Annotated in this window: 16 protein-coding genes and 2 pseudogenes; 4 read left to right on the top strand and 14 right to left on the bottom strand. The window is 41.2% G+C overall.

What is annotated here, in order from left to right; translation table 11 throughout:
* Positions 1 to 185: 185 nt before the first annotated feature.
* The 5 genes and pseudogenes from NSS70_RS10030 to NSS70_RS10010 all read right to left on the bottom strand — a co-directional run bounded on the left by NSS70_RS10030 (position 186) and on the right by NSS70_RS10010 (position 7,064).
* Complete coding sequence (locus tag NSS70_RS10030) at positions 186 to 908, bottom strand: SDR family oxidoreductase (RefSeq protein WP_340881417.1); 723 nt, start codon at positions 906 to 908, stop codon at positions 186 to 188.
* Between the two features lie 39 nt (positions 909 to 947).
* Positions 948 to 2,696: pseudogene (locus NSS70_RS10025) on the bottom strand (phospho-sugar mutase).
* Positions 2,697 to 3,434: 738 nt separating this feature from the next.
* Complete coding sequence (locus NSS70_RS10020; protein WP_062756343.1) at positions 3,435 to 3,875, bottom strand: CBS domain-containing protein; 441 nt, start codon at positions 3,873 to 3,875, stop codon at positions 3,435 to 3,437.
* 105 nt (positions 3,876 to 3,980) lie between these two features.
* Entirely contained in the window at positions 3,981 to 5,669 is a 1,689-nt protein-coding gene (locus NSS70_RS10015) for a glycoside hydrolase family 13 protein (protein ID WP_081189041.1), read from the bottom strand.
* Positions 5,670 to 5,861: 192 nt separating this feature from the next.
* A complete protein-coding gene (locus NSS70_RS10010; protein ID WP_340881415.1) occupies positions 5,862 to 7,064 on the bottom strand; it encodes a transposase in 1,203 nt (400 codons plus the stop codon).
* A 229-nt stretch (positions 7,065 to 7,293) separates the two neighbouring features.
* Here NSS70_RS10010 and NSS70_RS10005 point away from each other — a divergent pair, with 229 nt between their 5' ends.
* The gene (locus tag NSS70_RS10005; RefSeq protein ID WP_339195588.1) at positions 7,294 to 7,734 is read left to right on the top strand and encodes a disulfide formation protein C; all 441 of its coding nucleotides are present in this window, start codon (positions 7,294 to 7,296) and stop codon (positions 7,732 to 7,734) included.
* Complete coding sequence (locus NSS70_RS10000; protein WP_340856589.1) at positions 7,731 to 8,222, top strand: thioredoxin family protein; 492 nt, start codon at positions 7,731 to 7,733, stop codon at positions 8,220 to 8,222. Before NSS70_RS10005 ends, NSS70_RS10000 begins: the two co-directional genes overlap by 4 nt.
* A gap of 656 nt (positions 8,223 to 8,878) precedes the next feature.
* On the opposite strand, the gene NSS70_RS09995 is transcribed toward NSS70_RS10000, so the two are convergent.
* A complete protein-coding gene (locus NSS70_RS09995) occupies positions 8,879 to 9,277 on the bottom strand; it encodes a YhcU family protein (protein ID WP_081189044.1) in 399 nt (132 codons plus the stop codon).
* A gap of 125 nt (positions 9,278 to 9,402) precedes the next feature.
* On the opposite strand from NSS70_RS09995, the gene NSS70_RS09990 reads away from it, so the two are divergent.
* Positions 9,403 to 10,317 (top strand): RluA family pseudouridine synthase, encoded by a 915-nt coding sequence (locus NSS70_RS09990; RefSeq protein WP_339195742.1) that lies wholly within the window; start codon positions 9,403 to 9,405, stop codon positions 10,315 to 10,317.
* Positions 10,318 to 10,344: 27 nt separating this feature from the next.
* On the opposite strand, the pseudogene NSS70_RS09985 reads toward NSS70_RS09990, so the two are convergent.
* From NSS70_RS09985 to NSS70_RS09975, 3 genes and pseudogenes are all read right to left on the bottom strand, one after another.
* Positions 10,345 to 10,965 (bottom strand): annotated as a pseudogene (locus tag NSS70_RS09985) (hemolysin family protein); the annotation flags it as partial.
* Between the two features lie 384 nt (positions 10,966 to 11,349).
* Positions 11,350 to 12,633 (bottom strand): IS110 family transposase, encoded by a 1,284-nt coding sequence (locus NSS70_RS09980; RefSeq protein ID WP_340881413.1) that lies wholly within the window; start codon positions 12,631 to 12,633, stop codon positions 11,350 to 11,352.
* Between the two features lie 73 nt (positions 12,634 to 12,706).
* Positions 12,707 to 12,973: a rhodanese-like domain-containing protein gene (locus NSS70_RS09975; protein WP_094245743.1), complete on the bottom strand. Its 267-nt coding sequence runs from the start codon at positions 12,971 to 12,973 to the stop codon at positions 12,707 to 12,709.
* A gap of 339 nt (positions 12,974 to 13,312) precedes the next feature.
* Between NSS70_RS09975 and NSS70_RS09970 the strand changes: the two genes are divergently transcribed.
* Entirely contained in the window at positions 13,313 to 13,960 is a 648-nt protein-coding gene (locus tag NSS70_RS09970; RefSeq protein ID WP_340881412.1) for a hypothetical protein, read from the top strand.
* 355 nt (positions 13,961 to 14,315) lie between these two features.
* Here the strand turns inward: NSS70_RS09970 and NSS70_RS09965 are convergent, their stop codons facing one another.
* The 5 genes from NSS70_RS09965 to NSS70_RS09945 form a co-directional block, all read right to left on the bottom strand.
* Entirely contained in the window at positions 14,316 to 14,915 is a 600-nt protein-coding gene (locus tag NSS70_RS09965; protein ID WP_340881410.1) for a response regulator transcription factor, read from the bottom strand.
* A complete protein-coding gene (locus NSS70_RS09960; RefSeq protein WP_340881409.1) occupies positions 14,912 to 16,054 on the bottom strand; it encodes a sensor histidine kinase in 1,143 nt (380 codons plus the stop codon). Before NSS70_RS09960 ends, NSS70_RS09965 begins: the two co-directional genes overlap by 4 nt.
* A 95-nt stretch (positions 16,055 to 16,149) precedes the next feature.
* Positions 16,150 to 17,181 carry a fatty acid desaturase gene (locus NSS70_RS09955; protein WP_340881407.1) on the bottom strand — a complete coding sequence of 344 codons (1,032 nt, stop codon included), beginning with the start codon at positions 17,179 to 17,181 and terminating at the stop codon, positions 16,150 to 16,152.
* Between the two features lie 975 nt (positions 17,182 to 18,156).
* Positions 18,157 to 18,321 carry an anti-repressor SinI family protein gene (locus NSS70_RS09950; protein ID WP_242009324.1) on the bottom strand — a complete coding sequence of 55 codons (165 nt, stop codon included), beginning with the start codon at positions 18,319 to 18,321 and terminating at the stop codon, positions 18,157 to 18,159.
* 126 nt (positions 18,322 to 18,447) lie between these two features.
* Positions 18,448 to 23,088 carry a helix-turn-helix transcriptional regulator gene (locus NSS70_RS09945; protein ID WP_340881406.1) on the bottom strand — a complete coding sequence of 1,547 codons (4,641 nt, stop codon included), beginning with the start codon at positions 23,086 to 23,088 and terminating at the stop codon, positions 18,448 to 18,450.
* Between the last annotated feature and the right edge of the window lie 84 nt (positions 23,089 to 23,172).

Below are 23,172 nucleotides of genomic sequence, written 5' to 3'. Positions count from 1 at the left end.
TTCGTGTTCCTCGGACCGGTGTTTTGCCTCCAGCTTCCTTCAGATTCCGCGTCACCACGGACACCCTTGCTCTTGGCTAACCTCTACTTCTGTCTTCGGGGTTCGGGACTTACACCCTATAGTTCATGTACATGCCGGGCGCACGAAAAAAAGACAACGCCGCCATCGGCATTGTCTTTTTTGTCTTATGCAATAGGATATTGTTGAATGAGCGGATGAAGAATAATCTCATCAATAAGCATATGCTTTGGAGCGCTTGCCATATACACGACCGCTTTTGCGACATCTTCGGCTTTCAGCCAATCGCGTTTTTCCGGAACGCCTTGAATCGAATTAGCAAAGTACGTATCAACCATTCCCGGGTTAATCGTGCCAACGCGAATGCCGTACTTTCTTACTTCCTGCGCAAGCGAACCGGAAAATCCTTGAACGGCGTATTTGGTCGCGGTGTATGCCGCCCCGTTCGGAATCGTGTAGCGGCCGACATCGGAAGAAATGGTAATAATTGTTCCCGATTTTCTTTCTTTCATATGCGGAAGCACGGCTTTTACCCCAATAAACACACCTTGAACATTGACGGCAAAGATGCGCTCCCATTCTTCCACGGTCGTCTCTTCCACTTCTTTAAAAAATCCGATTCCTGCATTGTTGACGAGAATATCGATTTGTCCAAACTCTTCTAATACTTCTGTGACCATCTTTTGCATCTGCTGTTCATTGGCAACGTCCACTCGGAACGCCTTCACATAAGAGAATCCTTTTTCTTTCAGCTCTTTTTCCGTTTCATAAACCCCTTCAGAACTTCCCGCCAGCGCCAATTTTGCTCCTTGCTCCGCTAATTGAAATGCAACGGCTTTTCCGATTCCTCGAGAAGCCCCTGTAACAATCGCTACTTGATTTGTTAACATATAGCATGATCCTTTCTGTATGCGTTCGTTTATTTACGGTTAAGATAACGAAGCAGTGCGAAGAAAGTCATGAACTCGTTTCATCACTACATTGGAAAGTTGCTGCAGCTTTGCTTCACTGTCGGCCAATGACTGTCCCTTCACACCGAAATACACTTTGATTTTCGGCTCCGTTCCCGAAGGACGCAAGCAAAACCATGAATCGTCCTCCAATATATACTTTAATACGTTGGAAGTTGGAAGGGTAATCACTGTTTTTTCGCCCGTCAACGTATGGATCCGTTCTTTCGTTTTATAATCTTCGATCACGGTTACTTTTTTTCCTGCTGCTTCTGTCGGAGGCTCATTGCGGAACGATGTTAAAATCGCTTGAATCGTTTCTGCTCCTTCTTTTCCTTTTAACGTTAATGACTGCTGTCCTTCCCGGTAATAGCCGTATTGGTCAAACAATTGTATTAATCCTTCATACAAAGACATCCCTTGTTTTTTGTAAAATGCGCATACCTCCGCAGCCAATACCGCTGCTTGCACCGCATCTTTGTCGCGGGCAAAATCACCGATTAAATAGCCGTAGCTTTCCTCATAGCCAAATTGGAACGTATATTGCCCCGTTTGTTCATATTCTTTGATTTTTTCGCCGATAAATTTAAATCCTGTTAATGTATCCACCGTATCTAAGCCGAAAGATTGCGCAATCGCGCGGCCAAACTCGGAGGTTACAATCGTTTTTAGCACCACGCCATTTTGCAGCAATATCCCTTTTTCTTTCTTTTGGGATAGCAGGTAATGAAGCAATAAGCCTCCTGTTTGATTTCCGGTCAATACAACATAGTCGCCTTTTTCATTTTTTACGGCAATCCCTAATCGGTCGGCGTCAGGGTCTGTCGCAATTAACAAGTCAGCATTGACTTTTTTGCCGTACTCTATCGCTAACGCAAATGCCGCATGCTCCTCTGGGTTTGGCGATGCAACTGTGGAAAAGTTCGGATCTGGCTGCTCTTGTTCCTTAACAACAAATACATTTCGGTATCCAAGTTCCTTTAACGCGCGGCGAATCGGTTTGTTTGATGTGCCGTGAAGCGGTGTAAAAACGATGTGAATATCGACTTCTTCCGCAAGCTTCGGTTGAAGGGAGACCGTTTTTACAGCGTCAATATAAGCATTGTCCACTTCTTCGCCGATGATTTGAATGAGCCCTTTTTCTTTTAAAATTGCTTCGTCCTCAACATGGATATCAAGTTCATTTTCCACTTCATTGACGTATCGAATCACCGCATCTGCCGTGTCTGGAGGAAGCTGCCCCCCATCTTATCCATATACTTTATATCCATTATATTCTGGCGGATTATGGCTTGCGGTGATGACGATGCCGGAAAATGCTTGCAAATAACGAACAGCAAACGAAAGCTCCGGCGTTGGTCTCAGCTCATCAAATACATATGTTTGAATGCCGTGAGTAGCCAATGTTTTCGCTGCTTCCATCGCAAATTCCCGAGACTTATGCCGCGAATCATAGGCAATGACAACACCGCGTTTTTTTGCTTCTTCGCCAAAGGACTCTATGTATCGCGCCAAACCTTCTGATGCTTTCCGAATCGTGTATATGTTCATCCGGTTTGTCCCCGGACCAATTTCTCCCCGCATGCCGCCTGTGCCAAATTCTAAGTTTTTATAAAAACAATCTTCCAGCCATTTCAGGTCGTCTTGACGCTCTGTTAATAAACGCTTTAATTCTTTGTCTAATGACTTATGTGCTAACCATTGTTCATATTTATTTTTCCAATCCAACGGACATCCCTCCCTTTCTTTATATATTCGTTATCATCATACAATATCCTTCATAAATCGAGTAGGAGGGAGCGATTAACTCCCGTCCTCTCACACCACCGTACGTACGGTTCCGTATACGGCGGTTCAATTAAGATAATTGACGCAAGTCTTTATAACTTCCGTGAATAGCTGTTCTCTTTATGCCAGTGGTCACTCCACCCTCCAAGAGATCTCCCACGGGATTCACCGCTTCCTCCCTCAAGTGAGGTACTACGTTTTCTGTGTTCATCATGACTCACTGAATGCCAAGGGCTATTCTCTCTTAATTGTTCGGTCCTTCTTAGTTGTTCTAGACCAACTAATACTATGACCTCTGCTGACTTCTGACGGTTCAGCTATCTATCACTAGATAGGTTACCAAGGTTACTTGGCGTGCCAGCCAGACCTCCCCGGGTAAGAGTGTAATCTTTCCTTCCATCCATCTGCTTCATTTACTCTGTATCACCTTCGGCAGAAAGGGCTTTGTTTTGTCTTGCAAACTCACCCAGTGATACCTAGCCTCATATGAAGTTCGTGTTCCTCAGACCGGAAGTTTGCCGCTCGCTTCCTTCAGATTCCGCGTCACCACGGACACCCTTGCGTTAAGCTAACTGCTACTTCTGCCTTCGCAGCTCGGGACTTTCACCCTATAGATTACACCCATGCCGGGCGCACAAGAAAAGGATGTCTCATAAGTCAGAGACATCCTTCATTTTTTTATCCTTGTGGTTGCGACGGCTCAGAAATGTTTGTCAATGCTTGTCCCGCCGCTTGATCGGACGCGCTGTTTGTCGCGATATCGCCTAAAGCGACAATTCCTTGAATTTGGTTATTTTCGACAATTGGCAAACGACGAATTTGATGTTGCGCCATCACACTTGCCGCCTCTTGAACGCTCATATTAGGCGTACCAGTGACCACGCGATTCGTCATTATTTCCGATACAGGAGTGGAAGCTGGATCTTTTCCTTGCGCCGATGTACGAAGTGTAATATCACGGTCCGTGATCATTCCTTTTACTTGACCGTTTTCCACTACTGGAAGAGCCCCAATATTTTTTTGGCTCATGATTTGCGCAGCTTCTTGAACTGTTTGGTTAGGAGAAACTGTCGCTACATTTTTCGTCATAACGTCTTGAACTTTGTTGTTATTATTCATGTGATCCTCCCCTTTCACCGATTATTATGGGCGGATTGGCGGGAGGATATAGGTAGAAAATAATGTTTGTATCGCTTAGTATTGGCACCGGAAAAAGCAAATGTTTCATGACAAACGGATTTTATATACGCGCGCCTCCCATGGACGCAAGCGAATTTCTTTCAGTTCTTCCGTTTCATCAACATCGTAATTGCTGATAAGCAGTTCTTTTGTTTTGTAGGTGATATCATCCGGAAGCCGGAAAACAGGAGTTTTTTCAGAAAAATTAGTAATAACAATCAGCTTTTCATTTCCCAATGTGCGTGTGTATGCGTAAATATACGGATCGTCTTCCAAAATTAAGTCATATGTTCCATAGACAATAATGTCATGCTGCTTGCGAAGTTGAATTAATTTTTTATAATAATGAAACACCGAATTTGGATCCGCTAAAGCCTCTTTTACGTTGATTTCCTTATAATTTGGATTTACTGGAATCCATGGCGTCCCCGTTGTAAATCCTGCGTTTTCGCTGTCATCCCACTGCATCGGTGTGCGCGCGTTGTCACGCCCTTTATAATAAATTTTCTCCATCACTTTTTGCGGATCTTCACCATATTCTTCCACACGTTCTTTATACATGTTCAATGTTTCAATATCGCGGTAGTATTCAATCGACGGGAAGCGCACATTGGTCATTCCGATCTCTTCACCTTGGTAAATATACGGTGTTCCTTGCATCATATGGAGAAATGTTGCAAGCATTTTCGCCGATTCCACACGATACTTTCCATCATCGCCAAAGCGAGAAACAGCGCGTGGCTGATCATGATTGTTTAAGTAAAGACTGTTCCATCCTTTTCCTTCTAGCTCTTTTTGCCATTTTGTCATCGTTTTTTTCAAATCGGCCAACGACCATGGACGAATATCCCATTTTCCTCCAGGTCCGGAATCTAAACCAACATGCTCGAATTGAAACACCATGTTCAACTCATGACGCGATGGGTCGGTATATAAAATTCCCTCTTTTGGTGTGACTCCCGGCGTTTCTCCGACCGTCATAATGTCGTATTTTGACAATACTTCGCGGTTCATCTCTTGCAAAAACTCATGAACGCGCGGACCGTTCATAAAATACTTGCTTCCCGAAGCGTATTTCTTCCCTTCCTGCGGTTTTCCGTCCGGTAATTCTGGCACTTTCGAAATCATGTTGATGACATCCATTCGGAAGCCGTCGACGCCTTTATCAAGCCAAAACTTCATTATGTCATACACTTCGCGGCGCACTTTTGGATTTTCCCAGTTTAAATCTGGTTGTTTTTTTGAAAAAAGATGCAAATAATATTCTTCCGTCGTTTCGTCATATTCCCACGCTGAACCGCTAAAAATTGACTCCCAATTGTTCGGTTCCTTTCCATCTTTTCCAGGCCGCCATATATAGTAGTCGCGATACGGATTGTCCTTTGACTTTCTTGATTCGATAAACCACGGATGCTCATCTGATGTATGATTGACGACTAAATCCATCACTAGCTTAATCCCGCGTTTGTGCATTTCCTCAAGCATTTCTTCCCAATCTTCCATCGTACCAAATTCATCCATAATCTCCCGATAATCGCTTATATCATATCCGTTGTCATCATTTGGCGATTTATATACCGGAGATAGCCATACCACATCCACGCCAAGTTCTTTTAAATAATCAAGTTTCGCGATAATGCCGCGGATATCGCCAATGCCATCCCCGTTGGAATCGTAAAAACTGCGCGGATAAATTTGATACACAACCGCCTCTTTCCACCATGCTCGTTCCAAATTTCTCACCTCTATGTCCAGTTGTACACAAGCATTGTACTATAAAATGAGCATTTTGCAAAATTAGATTTTTATTAAAAAGAGTTTTAAAAGAAACCCAAATAAATTGGGGTATTTTGTATCTTTGGTTTACAAATATTCTGTTTGTCCTTTTTTGGGCGTACTTGCAGAATTTTTCGCTTTAAAAATTTTTTAAGCGGTTTGTTGCTTTTTACTCTCTTTTGCCATTGCGAGAGCTGAAACCAGTAATACGATGGCGTTCAAGTAAATATGAGTTTTTACTTTATCGATTCCCCACACATGCAGGGAGTTCGCTGTAAGATAACTTTTCATTCTTGAATTGCACCGTTCTACACTGGTTCGCTCATTGTAAAGTTCTTTCCAACGTTTTGTATCACGGTGCGGATTGGAATATCGGCGCACATCCTTTTTGATGTCGACTTTTACCACCATTCCATAGTTGGAAGATGAACAGGCTGCCATTCCTAATGGGCAATCCACTTTGCCGGTTGCGTGAGGACATCTGAACTTGAGCTGGTCCTTATCAGCTCCCCAATAAGTCATTTCATAACCCATGGAACAACGCGGAGTTCCATTGGAAGAAATCCCTTCAGGAGGCTCTTTTTCGTTGCGCAAATTGAGCGGGATAATGGCTTGCGCTCCAATGTTTTTGGCTGATTCATAGTTTTTTAGTTGGTCATATCCGCCATCCATGATCAGAAATTCAATTTTGGATTTGGTACGCTCTGCCACTTGCTCTATTAATTCTGGTGCGACTTCTCCATCGTTCACATGGGCAGGGGTTACTTTTATGGCTATTGGCAGTTCGCTTGCGGTATCGACTGAAAGATGCATCTTATAGCCAAACCAGGTAATTTTATTGCCGAAGGAATCATATTTTGCGCCCCAATTGGCATTACCCGTTTGTTCACTACGCTTTTTGGGCTGTTTCTTTTCATAGGCATCAATGGCGGCACTGTCGATGGCCTGGTGGCTGCCGTCAATTATTCCTTCCTCCTGAGCTAACTGTACCAAGTCAAGGAAGATCTTTTCAGCCAGCTTTTTTTTGGTAAGTGCCGCAAAAACCCGGCTGAGAGTGGAGATAGACGGTGCGGGGCGATCAATCGATAAACCGCATTGATAACGGAAACGAAGGTCTTTATCCAATCGATGATGAAGGGCGGTAAAGGTGTCGATGCCTTCGAGTGGGGCAGCGATGAGAGCCCTTAGAATCCCTTCTCTGGAATGACCGTCAGCCCCTCGGGGTGAAGAACTTCTCAACTGTTTAGCATAAGGGCGTAAATCAAGCGAGCTAAAAAAGATAGGTAATTTCTCTTTTGACTCTAATTTTTGCAGTTCTTCAAAGGAAAATAGGCTTTCTTGTAGAATATACAAAGTGACTTCCTCCTTTTGAATTTTTGTGGTTTCGTCACTTCAAAAATTCTACATTTTAGGGGTGAAGTCCTTTTTTATGTCTTTGAAATCCTTATGGCTCTTGGGTTGAAAAATGTGCAAAATGCTCAAATAAAAATAGCGGCTTATATATTTATTAAAATTTTACATTCTCCTTTTCGTCCAATATAATGAAAATGGCAATAAACATGAGAAATAAGGGGACTACAGTATGAATAACAATGCCAAAACATTGGAAAACGCGCTTATCGGCGCTTGGGGAATTTCATTGATCGCGACGCTTGGTAGCCTTTACTTTTCCGAAATTTTAAAATTTATCCCTTGTGATCTTTGCTGGTTTCAACGCATTTTTATGTATCCACAGGTGGTTTTGTTAGGGCTTGCGGCCATTCGGAAAGAATATGGCATCGCTCGCTATAGCCTTGCATTATCCATCATCGGTGGAGCGATTTCTCTTTACCATTATGCTCTGCAAAAAATTTCGTTTTTCCAAACCCATGCGATTTCGTGCGGCCGCGTCCCTTGCACGGGACAGTACATTAATTGGCTTGGCTTTATTACGATTCCATTTTTAGCGTTAGTTGCATTTTTTCTCATTAGTGTATTAAGCATCTTCATTATTCGTAAAGAGAAAGAAGGGAAAATAAGTTGAAAAAGCTCCTTATCTTCGGATCGATTATTGTAGCGCTGTTTGCGGCGATCTCCTTTATCACATCGTATCAGCAAAAACAAGCTGCCAAAAATAATCCTTATCATAAAGAAGAACTTGACCCTGCAACTGTTGCGCAGCTTGATGATCCAAATTATCAAAACATCATTTTGCCGAACGAATTAGAACAGAAGTTAAAAAACAAAGAAACGGTCACCGTCTATTTTTACAGCCCGACTTGTCCGCACTGTAAAAAAATAACTCCGATCGTCGTCCCTTTGGCAAAACAAATGGGCATTGACTTAAAAATGTTTAATTTGCTTGAATTTGAAGATGGATGGGATAAGTACCATATTGATGGAACACCAACCCTTGTTCATTATGAAAAAGGGAAAGAAGTAAAACGAATCGATGGCTATCATGAAAAAGCAGTTTTCCGTGACTGGTTTTCTTCGATTCAACATAGCAATCGAGTAGGAGGGAGCGATTAACTCCCGTCCTCTCACACCACCGTACGTACGGTTCCGTATACGGCGGTTCAATTAAGATAATTGACGCAAGTCTTTATAACTTCCGTGAATAGCTGTTCTCTTTATGCCAGTGGTCACTCCTCCCTCCAAGGGGTCTCCCACGGGATTCACCGCTTCCTCCCTCAAGTGAGGTACTACGTTTTCTGTGTTCATCATGACTCACTGAATGCCAAGGGCTATTCTCTCTTAATTGTTCGGTCCTTCTTAGTTGTTCTAGACCAACTAATACTATGACCTCTGCTGACTTCTGACGGTTCAGCTACTTATCACTAAGTAGGTTATGAAGAGTACTTCACATATCCGCCAGACCTCCCCGGGTAAGTACATGCACTTTCACACCATCTATCCGCCTCATTTACTCGATATGACCTTCGACAGAAAGAGCTTTGTTTTGTTATGCAAACTCACTCAATCATACCTAGCCTTATATGAGGTTCGTGTTCCTCGGACCGGTGTTTTGCCTCCAGCTTCCTTCAGATTCCGCGTCACCACGGACACCCTTGCTCTTGGCTAACCTCTACTTCTGTCTTCGGGGTTCGGGACTTACACCCTATAGTTCATGTACATGCCGGGCGCACATAAATAAGGAGCTCGCCCTGTGATGGACGAGCTCCATCTTACATTAACCAATCGCTTTGTGAAGGCAAATACATACTGCATGGGTAATGACGCTTGCTCATAAACTGCTCGATCATAAACGGAAACGTAATACCGTACCGCCTAAGTAATTTGACGTTCCGCTCAAATAGATCACGATACCGTTCGCAATCTCCGCTTTCTCCTACATATTCGATCACAGTAATTAACGATTGAAGTGATGAAATAATTTGAAACGCTTCTTTCATCGTTCCATTGTATGTAACGTATTCCCTTGGTAATGAAAGGATTTTCGAATTTTCAAACTTATTAATTTGTTCATCATCAAAATAATACGGAAAAATGTTTGTGTAAAAATAATTGACTAAATAATTCATATATTCCTCTTGTTCTTTCGTGGCTGCATAAACCATTTTCATGTTCTTACCACCTTTTCGCACTTGCATAACATACTATAAAACGCTACTATGAGTGTATCATATCTGATACATATATTGAGGTAGAAAGTGTTTCCACTGTTTTGAAATTTTGGAGTGAAATAATGATGTGGTCCAAAAAAGGAGACTGGCTTGAATGTGTCATTCCTTCTTTTTGGGAAGGACGTACGATTGAATCGTTGCTAAAAGAAGTATGGTGCGCCTCTAAAAAGTTAGCTCATCAACTGCGAATGGAAAAAGGAATCAAGCTCAACGGAAAAGAAGTATCATGGCAAACGCCATTAAAAGAAAAAGACCGCCTGCAGTTGTATCTTTATAAACCTGAACCTTCCATCATTATTCCTGAATATCGAGAGCTTTCCGTTTTATGGGAGGACGAGCATCTCCTTATTATTAATAAAGGCGCTGGAATCGATATCCATCCTTCTGAACCTTCTCAAATAGGGACTTTAGCGAACGCGGTCGCTTTTTATTTACAATCACAAGGGATTTTGACGAAAGTACGGCATATTCACCGGCTTGATCGTGACACATCGGGAACGATTTTGTTTGCCAAACATACGCTTGCAGGAGCCACGCTTGATCGGATGTTGGAAAGACGGCTCATCAAACGGACGTATGTAGCGCTCGTCCATGGCATCCTAAAAAATAAATCAGGAACGATTTCTGCACCGATTGGACGCGATCGCCATCATCCGACGAGACGCAGAGTTTCGAAAACGGGTGCAAAAGCGGTAACACACTACCGCGTCTTACATACGTTTCCCGATGAACAAACATCGCTCGTAGAGCTTTCCCTCGATACCGGGCGCACTCATCAAATCCGCGTCCATATGAGTTACATCGGTCATCCGTTAGTCGGAGATGTTCTTTATGGCGGAAAAGACACATTTCATCGACAAGCACTTCACGCCGTTAAACTATCATTTTTGCATCCTTTTACGAACGAAATGATTTCATGCATCGCTCACGTTGATGATTTTCCTGTTGATATCGCTCGGTTTTACATGGATCCACCATAAAAGGCAGACGTCCTATAAACGTCTGCCTCATAAATGCAATTCCTCTTTTTCACCGAGTTCATTATCTGCTTCTCTCTCTTCTTTTTCCTGCTTCACGACTTCTAGCGTCTTCACGTGGTGACCATCGATCTCCTTCACCGTAAACAAGTAATTGTCGATTTCGACGCTATCGCCTACTTTAATATCATAATGCTTCGTTAAAATCCATCCTCCAATCGTATCGACATCCTCATCATCAATGGAAAGGCCAAACAAATCGTTCACTTCGCTAATCAGCACTTTCCCGTCGATAATCGTACGTGTTTCATCAATTTTTTGGATCAACGGAATTTCATCTACATCAAATTCATCTTGAATTTCTCCAACAATTTCTTCTAAAATATCCTCGACAGTAACAAGTCCCGACGTACCGCCATATTCATCGACTAAAATGGCCATGTGGATGCGTTCTTTCTGCATTTTCACAAGCAAATCATGGATCGCGATTGATTCAATCACTTGAATGATTGGGCGGATATAATCTTTCATTTGTTTTTCTTCGGATGGATTTGTCACAAGATCGGTAAACACTTCTTTCACATTAATAAGTCCAAGAACGTGATCTTTATCGCCATCAATAACTGGATAACGAGTATATTTTTCCTCCCTCTAGAAATGTTGATATATCAAGGTTTCTTGGCATCTTAGGGGTGCCAAAAAAATATTTTTCGACAAAACTCATCACATACTTTTGAATTTTTGTTGATATCTAACAGTCCATGGGTGCGCTTCGCGGCCACTGGATATTTTTGTATTTTTTACTCCAGTGGGGGGATGTGTATGCGACGCACCTTGGATCTCTGCACAACTGATGAGGACGAACCCTCCCATGTCTCTGGGCATCCTTGTGCCAACATTCCTTCGTTCGGTCTCTTCACCAGGCAGAGGCCGGCTAAGCTCCTTAAGGGACTCTAGGTCGAATGGATGAAATCGTGCCAGCTTCTCCGTGTCATCTGGTTGTTCAGACAGTTCTTTTTGCGAAAGGTGGCGACTCTAGGCTGCCTGCGCTTGGTATTGGGAAAAGATATCTTGAATCATTCGTTCCCCATCAAATGCTTGCTGTTTCACACAAACCGCGTATAGTACTTTCAATAGCTTGCCACATAACACGACGATCGATTGCTTCTTACGTAACGGGTTGATTGGGCGTGTCGTATAGTACTCGTGCAACTGACGGAAAGCCTCATTATGGCGAATCAATGGCATCATCACCCGAAATAAAAGGGCGCGTAGCCGTTTTCGTCCTCGCTTCGAGATTCGTTTTTGCCCCTTGTGTTGCCCTGACGAGTTCTCCTTCAGTGTCAAGCCCGCTAATTTGATGAGTTGCCTCGGATCTTGATACTGGGCAAAGCTTCCGATTTCCGATAACAGTTCAATGATCGTCGCATCTCCTAGCCCTGGGATCGTTTGGAGCCATTCGTATTCGGCGGTTGTTTGAGCAAGTGCCGTCAACTCTTCTGTGAGGGTTGCGATCTCTTGTTCCAATTGGCGATATCGGCGGACAAGCATGGCGATTTCTATACGGGCCATCTGTTGTCCTTCCGTTATCCCAATCGAATGGCAGGCCACCTCTAACAGCTTTTGCACTTTCGGCTTCTGTGGGCATTTTAGCCTCTCGCTTTGCCGATAACGCTCCATTAGCCCCTCTACCGTCTGATTCGCAATGTCCATCGGAAATGGCGTTTTCTCTAACACCACCAATGCCATTTTGCCAAACGACGGAAACACCTGCACAAACTCAGGAAAATAACGATCGAGCCAACGAATCATTTGATTTTGGACGGCATTCAACTCTTTTGTCAACGACTCTCGAAACGTACTTCCTGCCCGCAATTCCGCCTCCACCTCATGGAGAATACGTGGATAGCTAAAGCGTCCGTCTTTAACCAGTTTCGCAATGACAAGAGCATCTTTGGCATCATGCTTCGTTGGCAAGTTGTCGTCGAGCTCTTTTGACCGTTTGACATGCATCGGGTTGACCATCACCAACGGGATCCCTTTTTCCTCGAGGAAGTAGGCGAGGTTCAACCAGTAATGTCCGGTCGGCTCGATTCCGACGATGACTTCGGTTTTGCCAAATTCCTTCATCGTTTCTTGTATCGACGCATAGAACTGTTCAAATCCGGATCTCGATTGAATCACAGGAAACGGCTTCTTCAGCACCCGACCTCGTGCGTCAACCATTGACGCATAATGTTTTTGTTTGGCAATGTCCATTCCAATCACTAACGTTTGGTCGGTGACTTGTTCAATTTTGCGATTTTGTGTACAATTCATTGTATAGTCCTCCTTGGTCTGATGTTAGGTGTTTGTTGACACCCCTGCATCATACTAAGAGGACTTTTTTCTTTCAAGTCCCCGAAAACCTTTCTAACAGGAATGCTCCTTTGGCACAGACCACATAAATTTCGTTTTCTTTCTCTTTAGGCAATTGCTCAAGAAATGGATCCACACCGTCAAGAACTTCAAAATAAGGAATATTTACAACTTGTACGTTCTTTCCTTCAATTCTCCAATCAGCATACTCCTCTTGATTGCGTACATCGACTATAAACAAGTCTTCCCCGCGAATGATTTTGTTTGCAATTTCTTTTACCGTGATAGTTTTTACCGTCATATTCCCTTCTTCCTCCTATCGAATGTTGTAAATTTGGTTTAAACTAATCATTTTACATATACATGTATGGGTATTTATGGTCTCAATATTACAAAACATTGCTCTAAAAGTCAACGCTTTTTATTTTTAGATGCAATTACTTCCTCCAGTTCGCCGTATTGTTCTATTATAAACGATAAAGGGACTGAAGATGTTTGCTTAAAATAAACGTATGATTCGAACGAGATTAGGAAGGTCGGAAAATTGAAACGATCAATGAAGAAGACACCGATTTTACATATTCGTAATAGAATTCAAGCTTATCCCTTTTTATAAATAGGAGAATTAGGTTTTGTCGCTATGATAGGGATTATCTCGTTTCCACCGCCATCGATGCAGCATCGTTTTGCCATAATGGCGAACGGACGAGTTGCCGCAATCATCAGCGTAACTTTTATAACAAGCATTGCCAGCTTGGGACTCTATACGTATATTTCAACCATTTTGGATAACTTAAAAGACACCCCCAGCCTTGCACCTTATTTGTGGGCATGGGGCATTGGGGGCGTCATCGGGAGCTTTTCCGTTGGGTATTTCATTGACCGGACAGCAAGACCGAAAATGCTTATGGCCGGCATTTTAACCATCATGGCTTTCGCTATGTTCTGCATACCATTTGCACTCCCTTTTCCGATCCTATCCTTTTTGCCTTTTGTTCTATGGGGGGCGATGGGCTGGGCTTCGCAAGCCCCGCAACAACATGAACTGCTACGTTTGCAGCCTAATCACGGCGCTGCTGTTGTCGCTTTAAACAGTTCCGCTAATTATTTAGGAAGTGCGGTAGGTTCTGCTCTTGGAGGGATTGTGTTGCTTGCCGGATTAACTCCTTCCTCCCTTCCGTTCGCTGCAGGTTGTCTAGTATTGGCGGCTTTGCTGGTACAATGGTTGATAATATCAAGCAATAGAAAGCGGGGAAACGCGAAAAACATGTCAGATCTTATGCAATAAACCTATCTATGAAAAACAATAGGATGCTACAATCCATATACTAGGAAACTTGACGCTCACGAAGAGATGTTTTTGGATCGAGATACTTGAAAACACATAAACAAGCATCATATAAAAATCGTTTTCTCTAGAAAAGTATAAATTCTAATAGGGTACCCTAAATATGGTTAATAATGATGGGAATGGTTCATTGGCAAGCGGAACGTGAATCTCATGATTTCAGGAGGATATTTTCAGGAACTTATCGAGTTTAGGGGAAAAAGTGTTCAGTACTGTTCATTTTAAACACCCTGGAAGGTTTCTGTTCCGTCCCTTATGTGTTGGTTTTGTCGTTAAAAAACAAATTTTTCCACATCTACTTAAACCATCCCTTTTCTTTGGATTGTTTTATCGCTTCGATCCGGTTCGTTACCTCAAGCTTATCCAAAATCGTTGAAATATAGTTTCGGACCGTTCCGGTTTTTAGTTTCAGTTCGTCCGCGATTTTTTTTGTGTTTTTCCCATCGGCAACGAGTTCTAATATTTCCTTCTCCCTTTCCGTGAGAGGATTTTCTTCACTGTAAACATCATCCATCAGCTCGGGTGCATAGATTCGCCGGCCTGCCATGATGCTGCGGATCGAGCTTGCCAGCTCCTCGCTGGGGCTGTCTTTCAATAAATAGCCGCTGACACGAGCTTTTAAAGCCCGTTGGAAATAACCAGTACGGGCAAACGTTGTTAAAATGATCACTTTACATTCCAGGTCTTTCAGCTCTTCAGCTGCCTCGAGGCCACTTTTTTTGGGCATTTCGATATCCATGATGCAAACATCAGGCTGATATTGCTTCACAAGTGAAACAGCTTCTTCTCCGTTGCTCGCCTTCCCCACCACTTCCATATCCTCTTCCAAATTAAGCAAAGTCCCTAAAGCGCCCAGCATCATACGCTGGTCTTCAGCTATGACGATTCGAATCATGATTTGAGTCCCTCCTTAACGGTCTGTTTTACTACATTAGGTATTTTCATGATTAATGTAGTCCCTTTTTCCGAGCAAATTTCCAGACTGCCGTTCACAAACTCCAGACGTTCTTTAATTCCGATCAGTCCGTTTCCTTTCGCAAGATCCCGTTCCTCCTCCATGCCGATTCCGTCGTCTTGCACCGTCATACATATTTCGTTCCAAGATTGCTGAATGGCAATCCGGCAAGTGAAAGCTTTGCTATGCTTGACGACATTTGTTACTGCTTCTTTCAAACACATACTTAAAATGTTCTCAATAAACGGGGATACGTTTGATAGTGTGAATTCTTCTTCATTACTGACTAACATGATTTCAGCTGCTTGGAGTAGTTGTTTTATATGTATGATTTCCTCTTTCAATCGAACCCCGCGCATTTGTGAAACTATTTTCCTTACTTCATTCAATGCAGTTCTGGCCGTTTGCTGAACGTCTTTTAATTCGCTGCGGGCTTGTTCAGGGTCTTTGTAAATTAATTTTCTAGCCAAATCGCTTTTTAGACCGATAAGGGACAGCTTCTGGCCTAACGCATCATGAAGGTCGCGGGCAATTCGCTGGCGCTCCTCCTGTTTCACGAGCTCGGAAATTCTTTTGTTGGCATCTTGGAGCTGTTCTTCGAGCTGCCCTTGCTTTTTTCGATTATAAATGTTGAATGGAAGAAGGATGACGCTAATCCAAATGATGATGACAAATGGCAATTGTTTTAAGAATAACTTTTCCTGTAGAACCACGTTATAGTTGATCGAGATGGTCGTTGCAGCTAAGTGAATGATGTACAATATTAAAAAAGCAATGCGGTTTTTGATATGACCGTTATAGTAAGCAATATAAAAGGCAAAATAGATAAATTGAAAAAGAATCGTCATCGCGATGGAAATCCCAATCAAGATAGACGTCCACAAGTAGACGGGCCACTTTTTGGAAATAAAAGCTAAACGATATACAAAGAAAAAGATAATTGTCAGCACGATCCCTGCAATGATTTCCTTAGTGGAGGAAGATTGAAAAATAAAATAAAACGGCAAAATGCTAAAAACGCTCCATATATAAGGAGAAATTCCCGAGAATTTCTCTAAGATCATATACTTTTTTGTCATGGTCAAATCCTCTTAAATAAATTTGTTTTACATGTTATCTTATCATAAAAAGGTACACTGCGTCTTCAAAACTTTGCCGCTATTCTCTAAAGATTTTACAATTCAGGTTCAATATGGACTTTCGGCTTTTTTTCCTTCTTTTTCGATAAGTCTTTAAACCCGACAAACTTTTTCGCTTGCTCATCCCATAAGCGGAATCGGAGTGATTTTAAGCTTGTCGCTAGAGTGATGGTTGGTACATTCTGTAAAAGATACGTTTGATTGTGTGCCTCTTCCAGCTTATAATTGGGTATCCTTGGGCTCAAATGATGCACATGGTGAAATCCGATGTTTCCGGTAAACCATTGCAGCGGTTTCGGAAGCTTATAGAATGAACTCCCTTCAACAGCTGCCTTCACATACTCCCAGTTTTCATCTTCTTCAAAATAAGAATCTTCAAATGTGTGCTGTACGTAAAAAAGCCAAATGCCTAAAGAGCCTGAAATGAAAAAGATTGTGCCTTGAATGATAAGAAACGGCTCCCATCCGATCGTCCAACCAAGCAGTCCAACTAAGGCAACGATTGATATGTTTGTTATATATGTGTTGATGCGTTCCTTTAACCTCGCATTTTTTCTGTTAAACCGATTTTTAATAAGGAAAACGTAAATCGGTCCTAGCCCAAACATCACGAACGGATTTCGATACACCCTGTAGGCGAATTTAGTTAAAGGCGGTGCTGACAAATATTCATCAACTGTCAAAACCCATATATCCCCTGTTCCGCGCTTATCTAAATTTGAGCTGGTTGCGTGGTGGACTGAATGGTTGTGCTGCCATTTGCTGTACGGAAACAACGTTAAAATACCAGCTATTGTTCCAAAAATTTTATTGGCAAGGCGGTTTTTAAAAAAGGAATAGTGACAGCAATCATGGAAAATGATGAAAAGTCGAACTAAAAATCCAGCTGCGATCATGCAAATAGCGAAAGTAAGAACATAAGAAATGGATAAGCTTTGATAAGCTAAAAACCATAACAGAAAAAACGGCACAGTTGTATTGACTAACTGCCAAACACTATTCATAGTGTGAGGTTTTTCATAAGGAGCCATTTGCTTTCTCAAATTTTTTTGCATTTGTTTCGTCATTTTTTGATTCCCTTCTTTATTTGATATTTCTAATCATATAAGAGGGAAATCGATCTGTGAAGTCATATATGTCATATTCAGAATATGATAAATGTCATATATCGTTTTCTATCATATTCGTAATTGCTGACGGACATTCAAATTTTGGGAAAATGTTTTTTAACAAAACACATCTTGTAACAAGGTATTTTGCAAAGGATGGGCCAACAAGCAAGAGACGAAAAGCAAATTGTGATGATAACGGCATTTGCGGAACTTTGTGGATATTTTCTGAAGAGACTTTTGCAACGAGGAAAAGGCCGGACATTGAGTTTGAATGAAAACTTGAAGTATTCTCCATTTCATGTCTACTCGACATAATGCCGTTAGTTAACGGGTTCTTTTTAAAAGCTCCTTAAAAAATATGAAACCACAGAACTCTTCAATGAATTTCTGTGGTTTTTTACAGTAATAGGAGCATTTCCCTTCCATCTTTAGGAAGTTGTGAGCCTTGCCGTTTTAGATAAAACACAATATCGCTTTTTCCAGAATCTTAGCGAAAAACGGCTGAAGCACCGATGCCTTTAATATAACTGAACACTCCTTCTGCCTAGACTTTGGGTTTGTTCCCTTTGTCTCACATAAGGCCCTTTTTATTTCTTTATAAAAGGGATTATAGCGTAAATGGGGTTGTCCATTGCATTTGTAATAGCCAGCCCAAACAATTGAACAATTTTCAAATTCATGAAGTCACTCGTATTTACGTGTGAATAAGTGCATATTAGGCATTTTTCACGATCCATCTCCTGTCATTCGATCAAAACGTACATAACTATTTACTAAATGAACAGTACCACCATTTCTTGGCTTTTAGTCATATGCTTTATGTAATTTCATTTATTAGAATAATACGTTCTGTATTATCATCTTGTTGAAAGTAGTGATTTAAATTGACAGTTAAAAATATTCATGGATGCATACTCTAGTTTATTTTAATTATTTTGTAGATATATCTTTTTTCATCCAATATTTATAAAATTCACTGTTATGTAAAAAATGAAGAATTTCATCAGCTGTTAATCCGAGTTTTTTAGCTTCTAATATAAGCTCAACCCATTCTATATCCAATATTTGTTGTTCTTCCAATTCTTTATTGTTCATGTTTCCATCCTCCTTTCCATCTGTCACTGAAAACACAATACATTGATTTCTTGAAATTGTCATATATCAAAAGTTATAGATGGGCAAATTTCGCAAAAAAAAAAATGAGCCACTTTTGCTCATTTCTTACAACAAGTTTAACTCCTTTGCTTGGACCACTGCTTTTGTTCTGCGATTTACTTGCAATTTGCTGAAAATATTGTTTAAGTGGACTTTTACCGTTCCGACAGCCAAACCAAGTCTTTCTGCAATTTCTTTATTCGTTAAGCCGATTGAAACAAGGTTTAACACTTCCAATTCGCGTTCTGTCAACGGATCAACCAACTCATTCTTGATCGTCTCTGCTTTTTTCTCGACTGCGATTTTTGTTTCTTTTCCAAATGAATACAGCAGTTCAAGTACATAGACAGCCTGTGATGCGATGGTTGTCAACACTTCCATATTCTCGGATTCAAAGGCGTTTTTTAACTGATTATTTTCTAAATAAAAGATCCCCTTGACCGTTTTTTGTTGGACGACAGGAAAACATAACACTGACCTGACTTTGTTTTTTTGAATATAGTGATCTTTTGAAAAAGTAAAATCATTTACTGCATCCTGGAGCTTTATCGTTTCTTTTATACGGTGCACATACTGGATAACAGAAATCGGAATGTTTTCGCCAACGTTTTGATCCATTTCGTTTGTTTCGCCATGTGTGGAAATGACTTTTTCAATCGAAAAAACGGTTTCTTTTCCATTTGGCCTGATGAAGCATACCTTTTCAGCCCCTTTAAATCTGGCAATGAGCATTAATAATTTCCCGAGCAATTGCTCTAAGTTCATGTCCTCAGACAAAGAGGCTGCTGCTTGAATGATGGCGGACAAGCCCCGTTCCTCACCTTTTGTTCGTTTGGTCCCTTCCCACGTTATCATGCTTTTATGATCGTTTTTTGTTTGATTTGTTTCCTCAATCAAAGTAAATTCAGGATAATCGTGCTGCAGCTGTTCCGCTTTGTTGTGCGCCCCCCACAGCCGATAACATCGATGCGCTTCACGTAAGTATGTTTGCGCAATGCGATGCATGCCTTTTTTGGCATAGAAGTCCCCTGCCAATTCATTAGCGAGTGCTTCAATCTGAATGTCAGAAGAAGTTTTTGCGGAATGAATTGCCTCATCATACCATTTCATGGCTTCTGTCTCTTTTTTTTGCAATCTGTCCCATTCCGCCAAAAGTAATTGCTGTTTATGTCGAAAATTGTCAGGGCAATGCTCAGACCATTTTTTAAATTGATTCAAAGCCCGTTTCAGCTGTTTTTTAACTATTTTCATGTTTTTCCTGTCTTTCTGTTCGCAACGCCTGATTAACAATAAACTATGATAAAAGTAAAATTCAGGCGAAATGATGAGCAACAGTGATTTTTTGACAAGTTTTTCAAGACGGACCGCCAGTTGATATGCCAGCTCATCTTCTTTTAACAAAAATGCGATTTTCAATTGAATGGTATCATAAACGATAACCGATGATTCATCTAGATTTTCTCTTTCTTCATACATAGTAAATTTCGCATTAAGATGAACGAGACATTGCAGCCAAGATTTCACCGCTTTTAAAAACTTAATGGAATGTTCCAATTTAATTTGCAAGACAAACTCTAGCTGCTTCTCAATTTCTACTAACAACTGATTGAGCGGTTCCCCCTTAATCAACATTGTAATGATCAGAAATGAGCTCGATTCCCCGGCCAGATGAAGGTTGCCGGATTCAACGCAATGTTTTTGTGAACGTTTAATATAAAAAAGATTGTCCTCCATCGTTTTTTTCCAGTGGTTCACAAATGTGCCAAAAACGAAATCGACCCGCCCCATTAGGTGTTTTGATTGAAATCGGGTAGCTGTGTGTAAAGCAAGCTGTCCAAATTGAAAGCTTCCCTCATAATCTTGAAACCCGGCGCTTAAAAATAATGCATAATTGTTGTAAGCAAGAGCGGACACATCAGTCATTCCATGTCGTAATGTAAGCCGGAGCGCCCGAAGTATGAGAATGCTGACTAGATTTTGATCATACTGGTAGCTGGCTCTGTTCAAATTAATTAAAATCTCCATTAGTAAACGTTTGTTCCTATCTGTCATCGTCGGCAAAGCGGTGAGATCAGCAGCCGAACGTCCTCTAAGCGCTGTTTTTGTTAAAATCATCTCGAGCAGCACTTTAAACTTGCCCGGATGCTGCGGGAGCTTCCATCCGAACAATCGAAGGCCTTTTAACCCTGCCTCAACCGCTTTTTCAAACTGCTGTTGATGAGAAAACAGCAAAGATTTCATATTGTAGACTTTTAATTGATCTTCCTTTGTTTTGGCATATGTTAACATTTCGTTAAATGTCCTTTCCGAATCCCGAAAAAGTCCATTTAAATATTCGCTTTCCCCTTTGCCTAAAAAAAGCTTGTAACTTAATTCATAACAGGATTCCCAATAATTTTCGGGTAGCAATTCAATCCCTGTTTGAAAATAATTCAATGCTTGATCAAATAACGCTGCGTTTTTCGCTTTTTCACCCGCCGACCAATTGAGCTCAGCCAAATCTGCTTTTCTTTCGGGATGTTGAATGAACCTCCGGCCCAAGTTAAGATGGTTGATCATTTCAAAAAACTTTTCATGTTCTTCTTTACTTGTTCTTTTGAAGAGGAATTGACCTGCTTTATAATGAATTTCTTGTTTTTTCCTTTGATCAAGCAATGAATAGGCAGCTTGCTGGACACGGTCATGAATGAACTGATACCTTCCTTGATCTGAAACCTGGATTATCATCCCTTCCTGGACTGCTTCGGACAATGCGTCGGTCATTTTCTCCGTATTGATTCCATCATGAAGAAAAGACAAAAACTGAAAATCGAAGCGATGTCCAAGACAGGAAGCTGTCAAGATAAGTTTTCGGGTTAACGGCGACAGTTTTTCAATTTTGCTGACAATGAATCCGATCATTTCATCGTATTCGGGCTGCTCCTTCACTTTGTTGAGATTCCATTCCCATTTTCCTCTTTTTAAGTTGCACCATAGAAACTTTTCATCGTATATTGTTTGGAAAAGCTGTTTAAAAAATAATGGGTTTCCCGCTGTTTTCTCATATAGTACAATGGCAAGCTCGCGAACATCGTCCGGGCTGCATCCCAACGTTTCCGCAATGATTTGGTTAATATGATCAACATTCAGCATGCCGAGTGGAAATTCCCTAATATTTTCTTTGCTTCTTTTCATTTCTTTTAATTTCGTTAAGAAAGGATGTCCTTCTTTCATTTCATCATCGCGATAAGCCCCAATGATGAGCAAACTTTCAAACTCTGGATCGTTCAGTATGGATTGCAGCAATTCTAGCGATGCTGTATCACACCATTGAAGATCATCTAAAAAGAATAACAATGGATGGCTTTTTTTCGCAAATGTTTGCATAAAACGCCTGAATGCCCAATGAAAACGAAGCTTCGATTGGGAAGAAGGCAATAAAGGTACAGCGTCTTGTTTGCCGATCAACAGTTCCAGTTCAGGAATGACCTCCGTGATAACCGCCGCTCCTGAACCTAAATGTTCAAGAAGCTCTCTTTTCCAACGTTGAAGTTCTTCTCTGCTTTCCGCCAATAATTGATTAATCAGCTGACGAAATCCGCGAATAAACGGTTCATATGGAATATCCCGCTGAAATTGATCAAATTTTGCGGAAACAAAATAACCATTTTCTTTTGCGCATAACTTTTCAATTTCATTCACAAGCGCTGTTTTTCCTGTTCCGGCGCTTCCTGAAATAAGCACCATTTTCGTCAAACCAAATCGAACCATTTTCAGTTCTTCCATTAAGCTTTGTATTTCTTTCTCCCTTCCGTATAACTTGCTTGTAATTTGAAATTGTGAAGAAAAGTCGTATCGGGCAATCTGAAATGATTGGACTGTTCCGTTTTGTTCCAGCATCTTTAAGCAATGGAAAATATCTTCTTTCAGTCCGAAAACCGACTGATAACGATCTTCAGGTGCTTTTGCAAGCATTTTCAAAACGATGTCGGAAACCACATTCGGCACATCTTGACGTCTTTCAGACGGATGAATGACCTTTTTTGTCATATGAGCATGCATCCATTCAAAATCAGAGTCAACGTCAAAAGGCAGACGGCCAGTTAATAGTTCATAGAAAATGACACCAAGCGAATAAATATCGCTGAGATGGCTGGAGGATGGATTGATTTGTGCGCTCTGTTCCGGCGAATGATAAATATCGTAAATTTCATCATCCTCTTCGGCTCCTCCAATATCAAAAAATTGCACATCTAGTTTTTCAGGATGAATGAAAATGTGAGCTGGACTTAGTATAGTGATGGAAATGTTTTGTTCGTGAAGGACGATTAATTTTTCTGCAAGTTGTAAAGAAATTTGAAGAAATTCGCTAATTCGTGGACGATGAATTTTGATATATTCTTTTAATAACATTCCCCCAGGATCTCGGTAAACAAGTGCATACGTGTTCCCCAATTGCTCAACTTCTATAGGCGTCACAATTTCCTTCATCTTCAGCTGCGAGTAGAAGTCATATTGGTGCAAAAAAGATGCATGATCAATTATCGATGGGGATTGTGATGTTAAAACTTTCAGCAAAACGCATTGATGATCACGATCGCGTATCCCCCGATAAACAGAAGCTTTTTTTCCTTTTCTCAGCAATGATATATAACTGTAGCCTGAAATATCTGACATTGACTTTTTCCCTCTTGGCAAATGCAGTAATATTTCGTTTTCCTTCTCCATACAGACAGGCACATCCTTTCATAAAAAAATTTCTCTTCCAGTATTCGCAAAATTTTCCGAAAACCCTTCTTTTTTCATTGAAAG

It is taken from the genome of Aeribacillus sp. FSL K6-2848 (assembly GCF_038004325.1).
GTDB lineage: Bacteria > Bacillota > Bacilli > Bacillales > Aeribacillaceae > Aeribacillus > Aeribacillus composti.
Note: the sequence above shows the minus strand (reverse complement) of the source record. Positions and strands in the feature narration are given on the sequence as shown.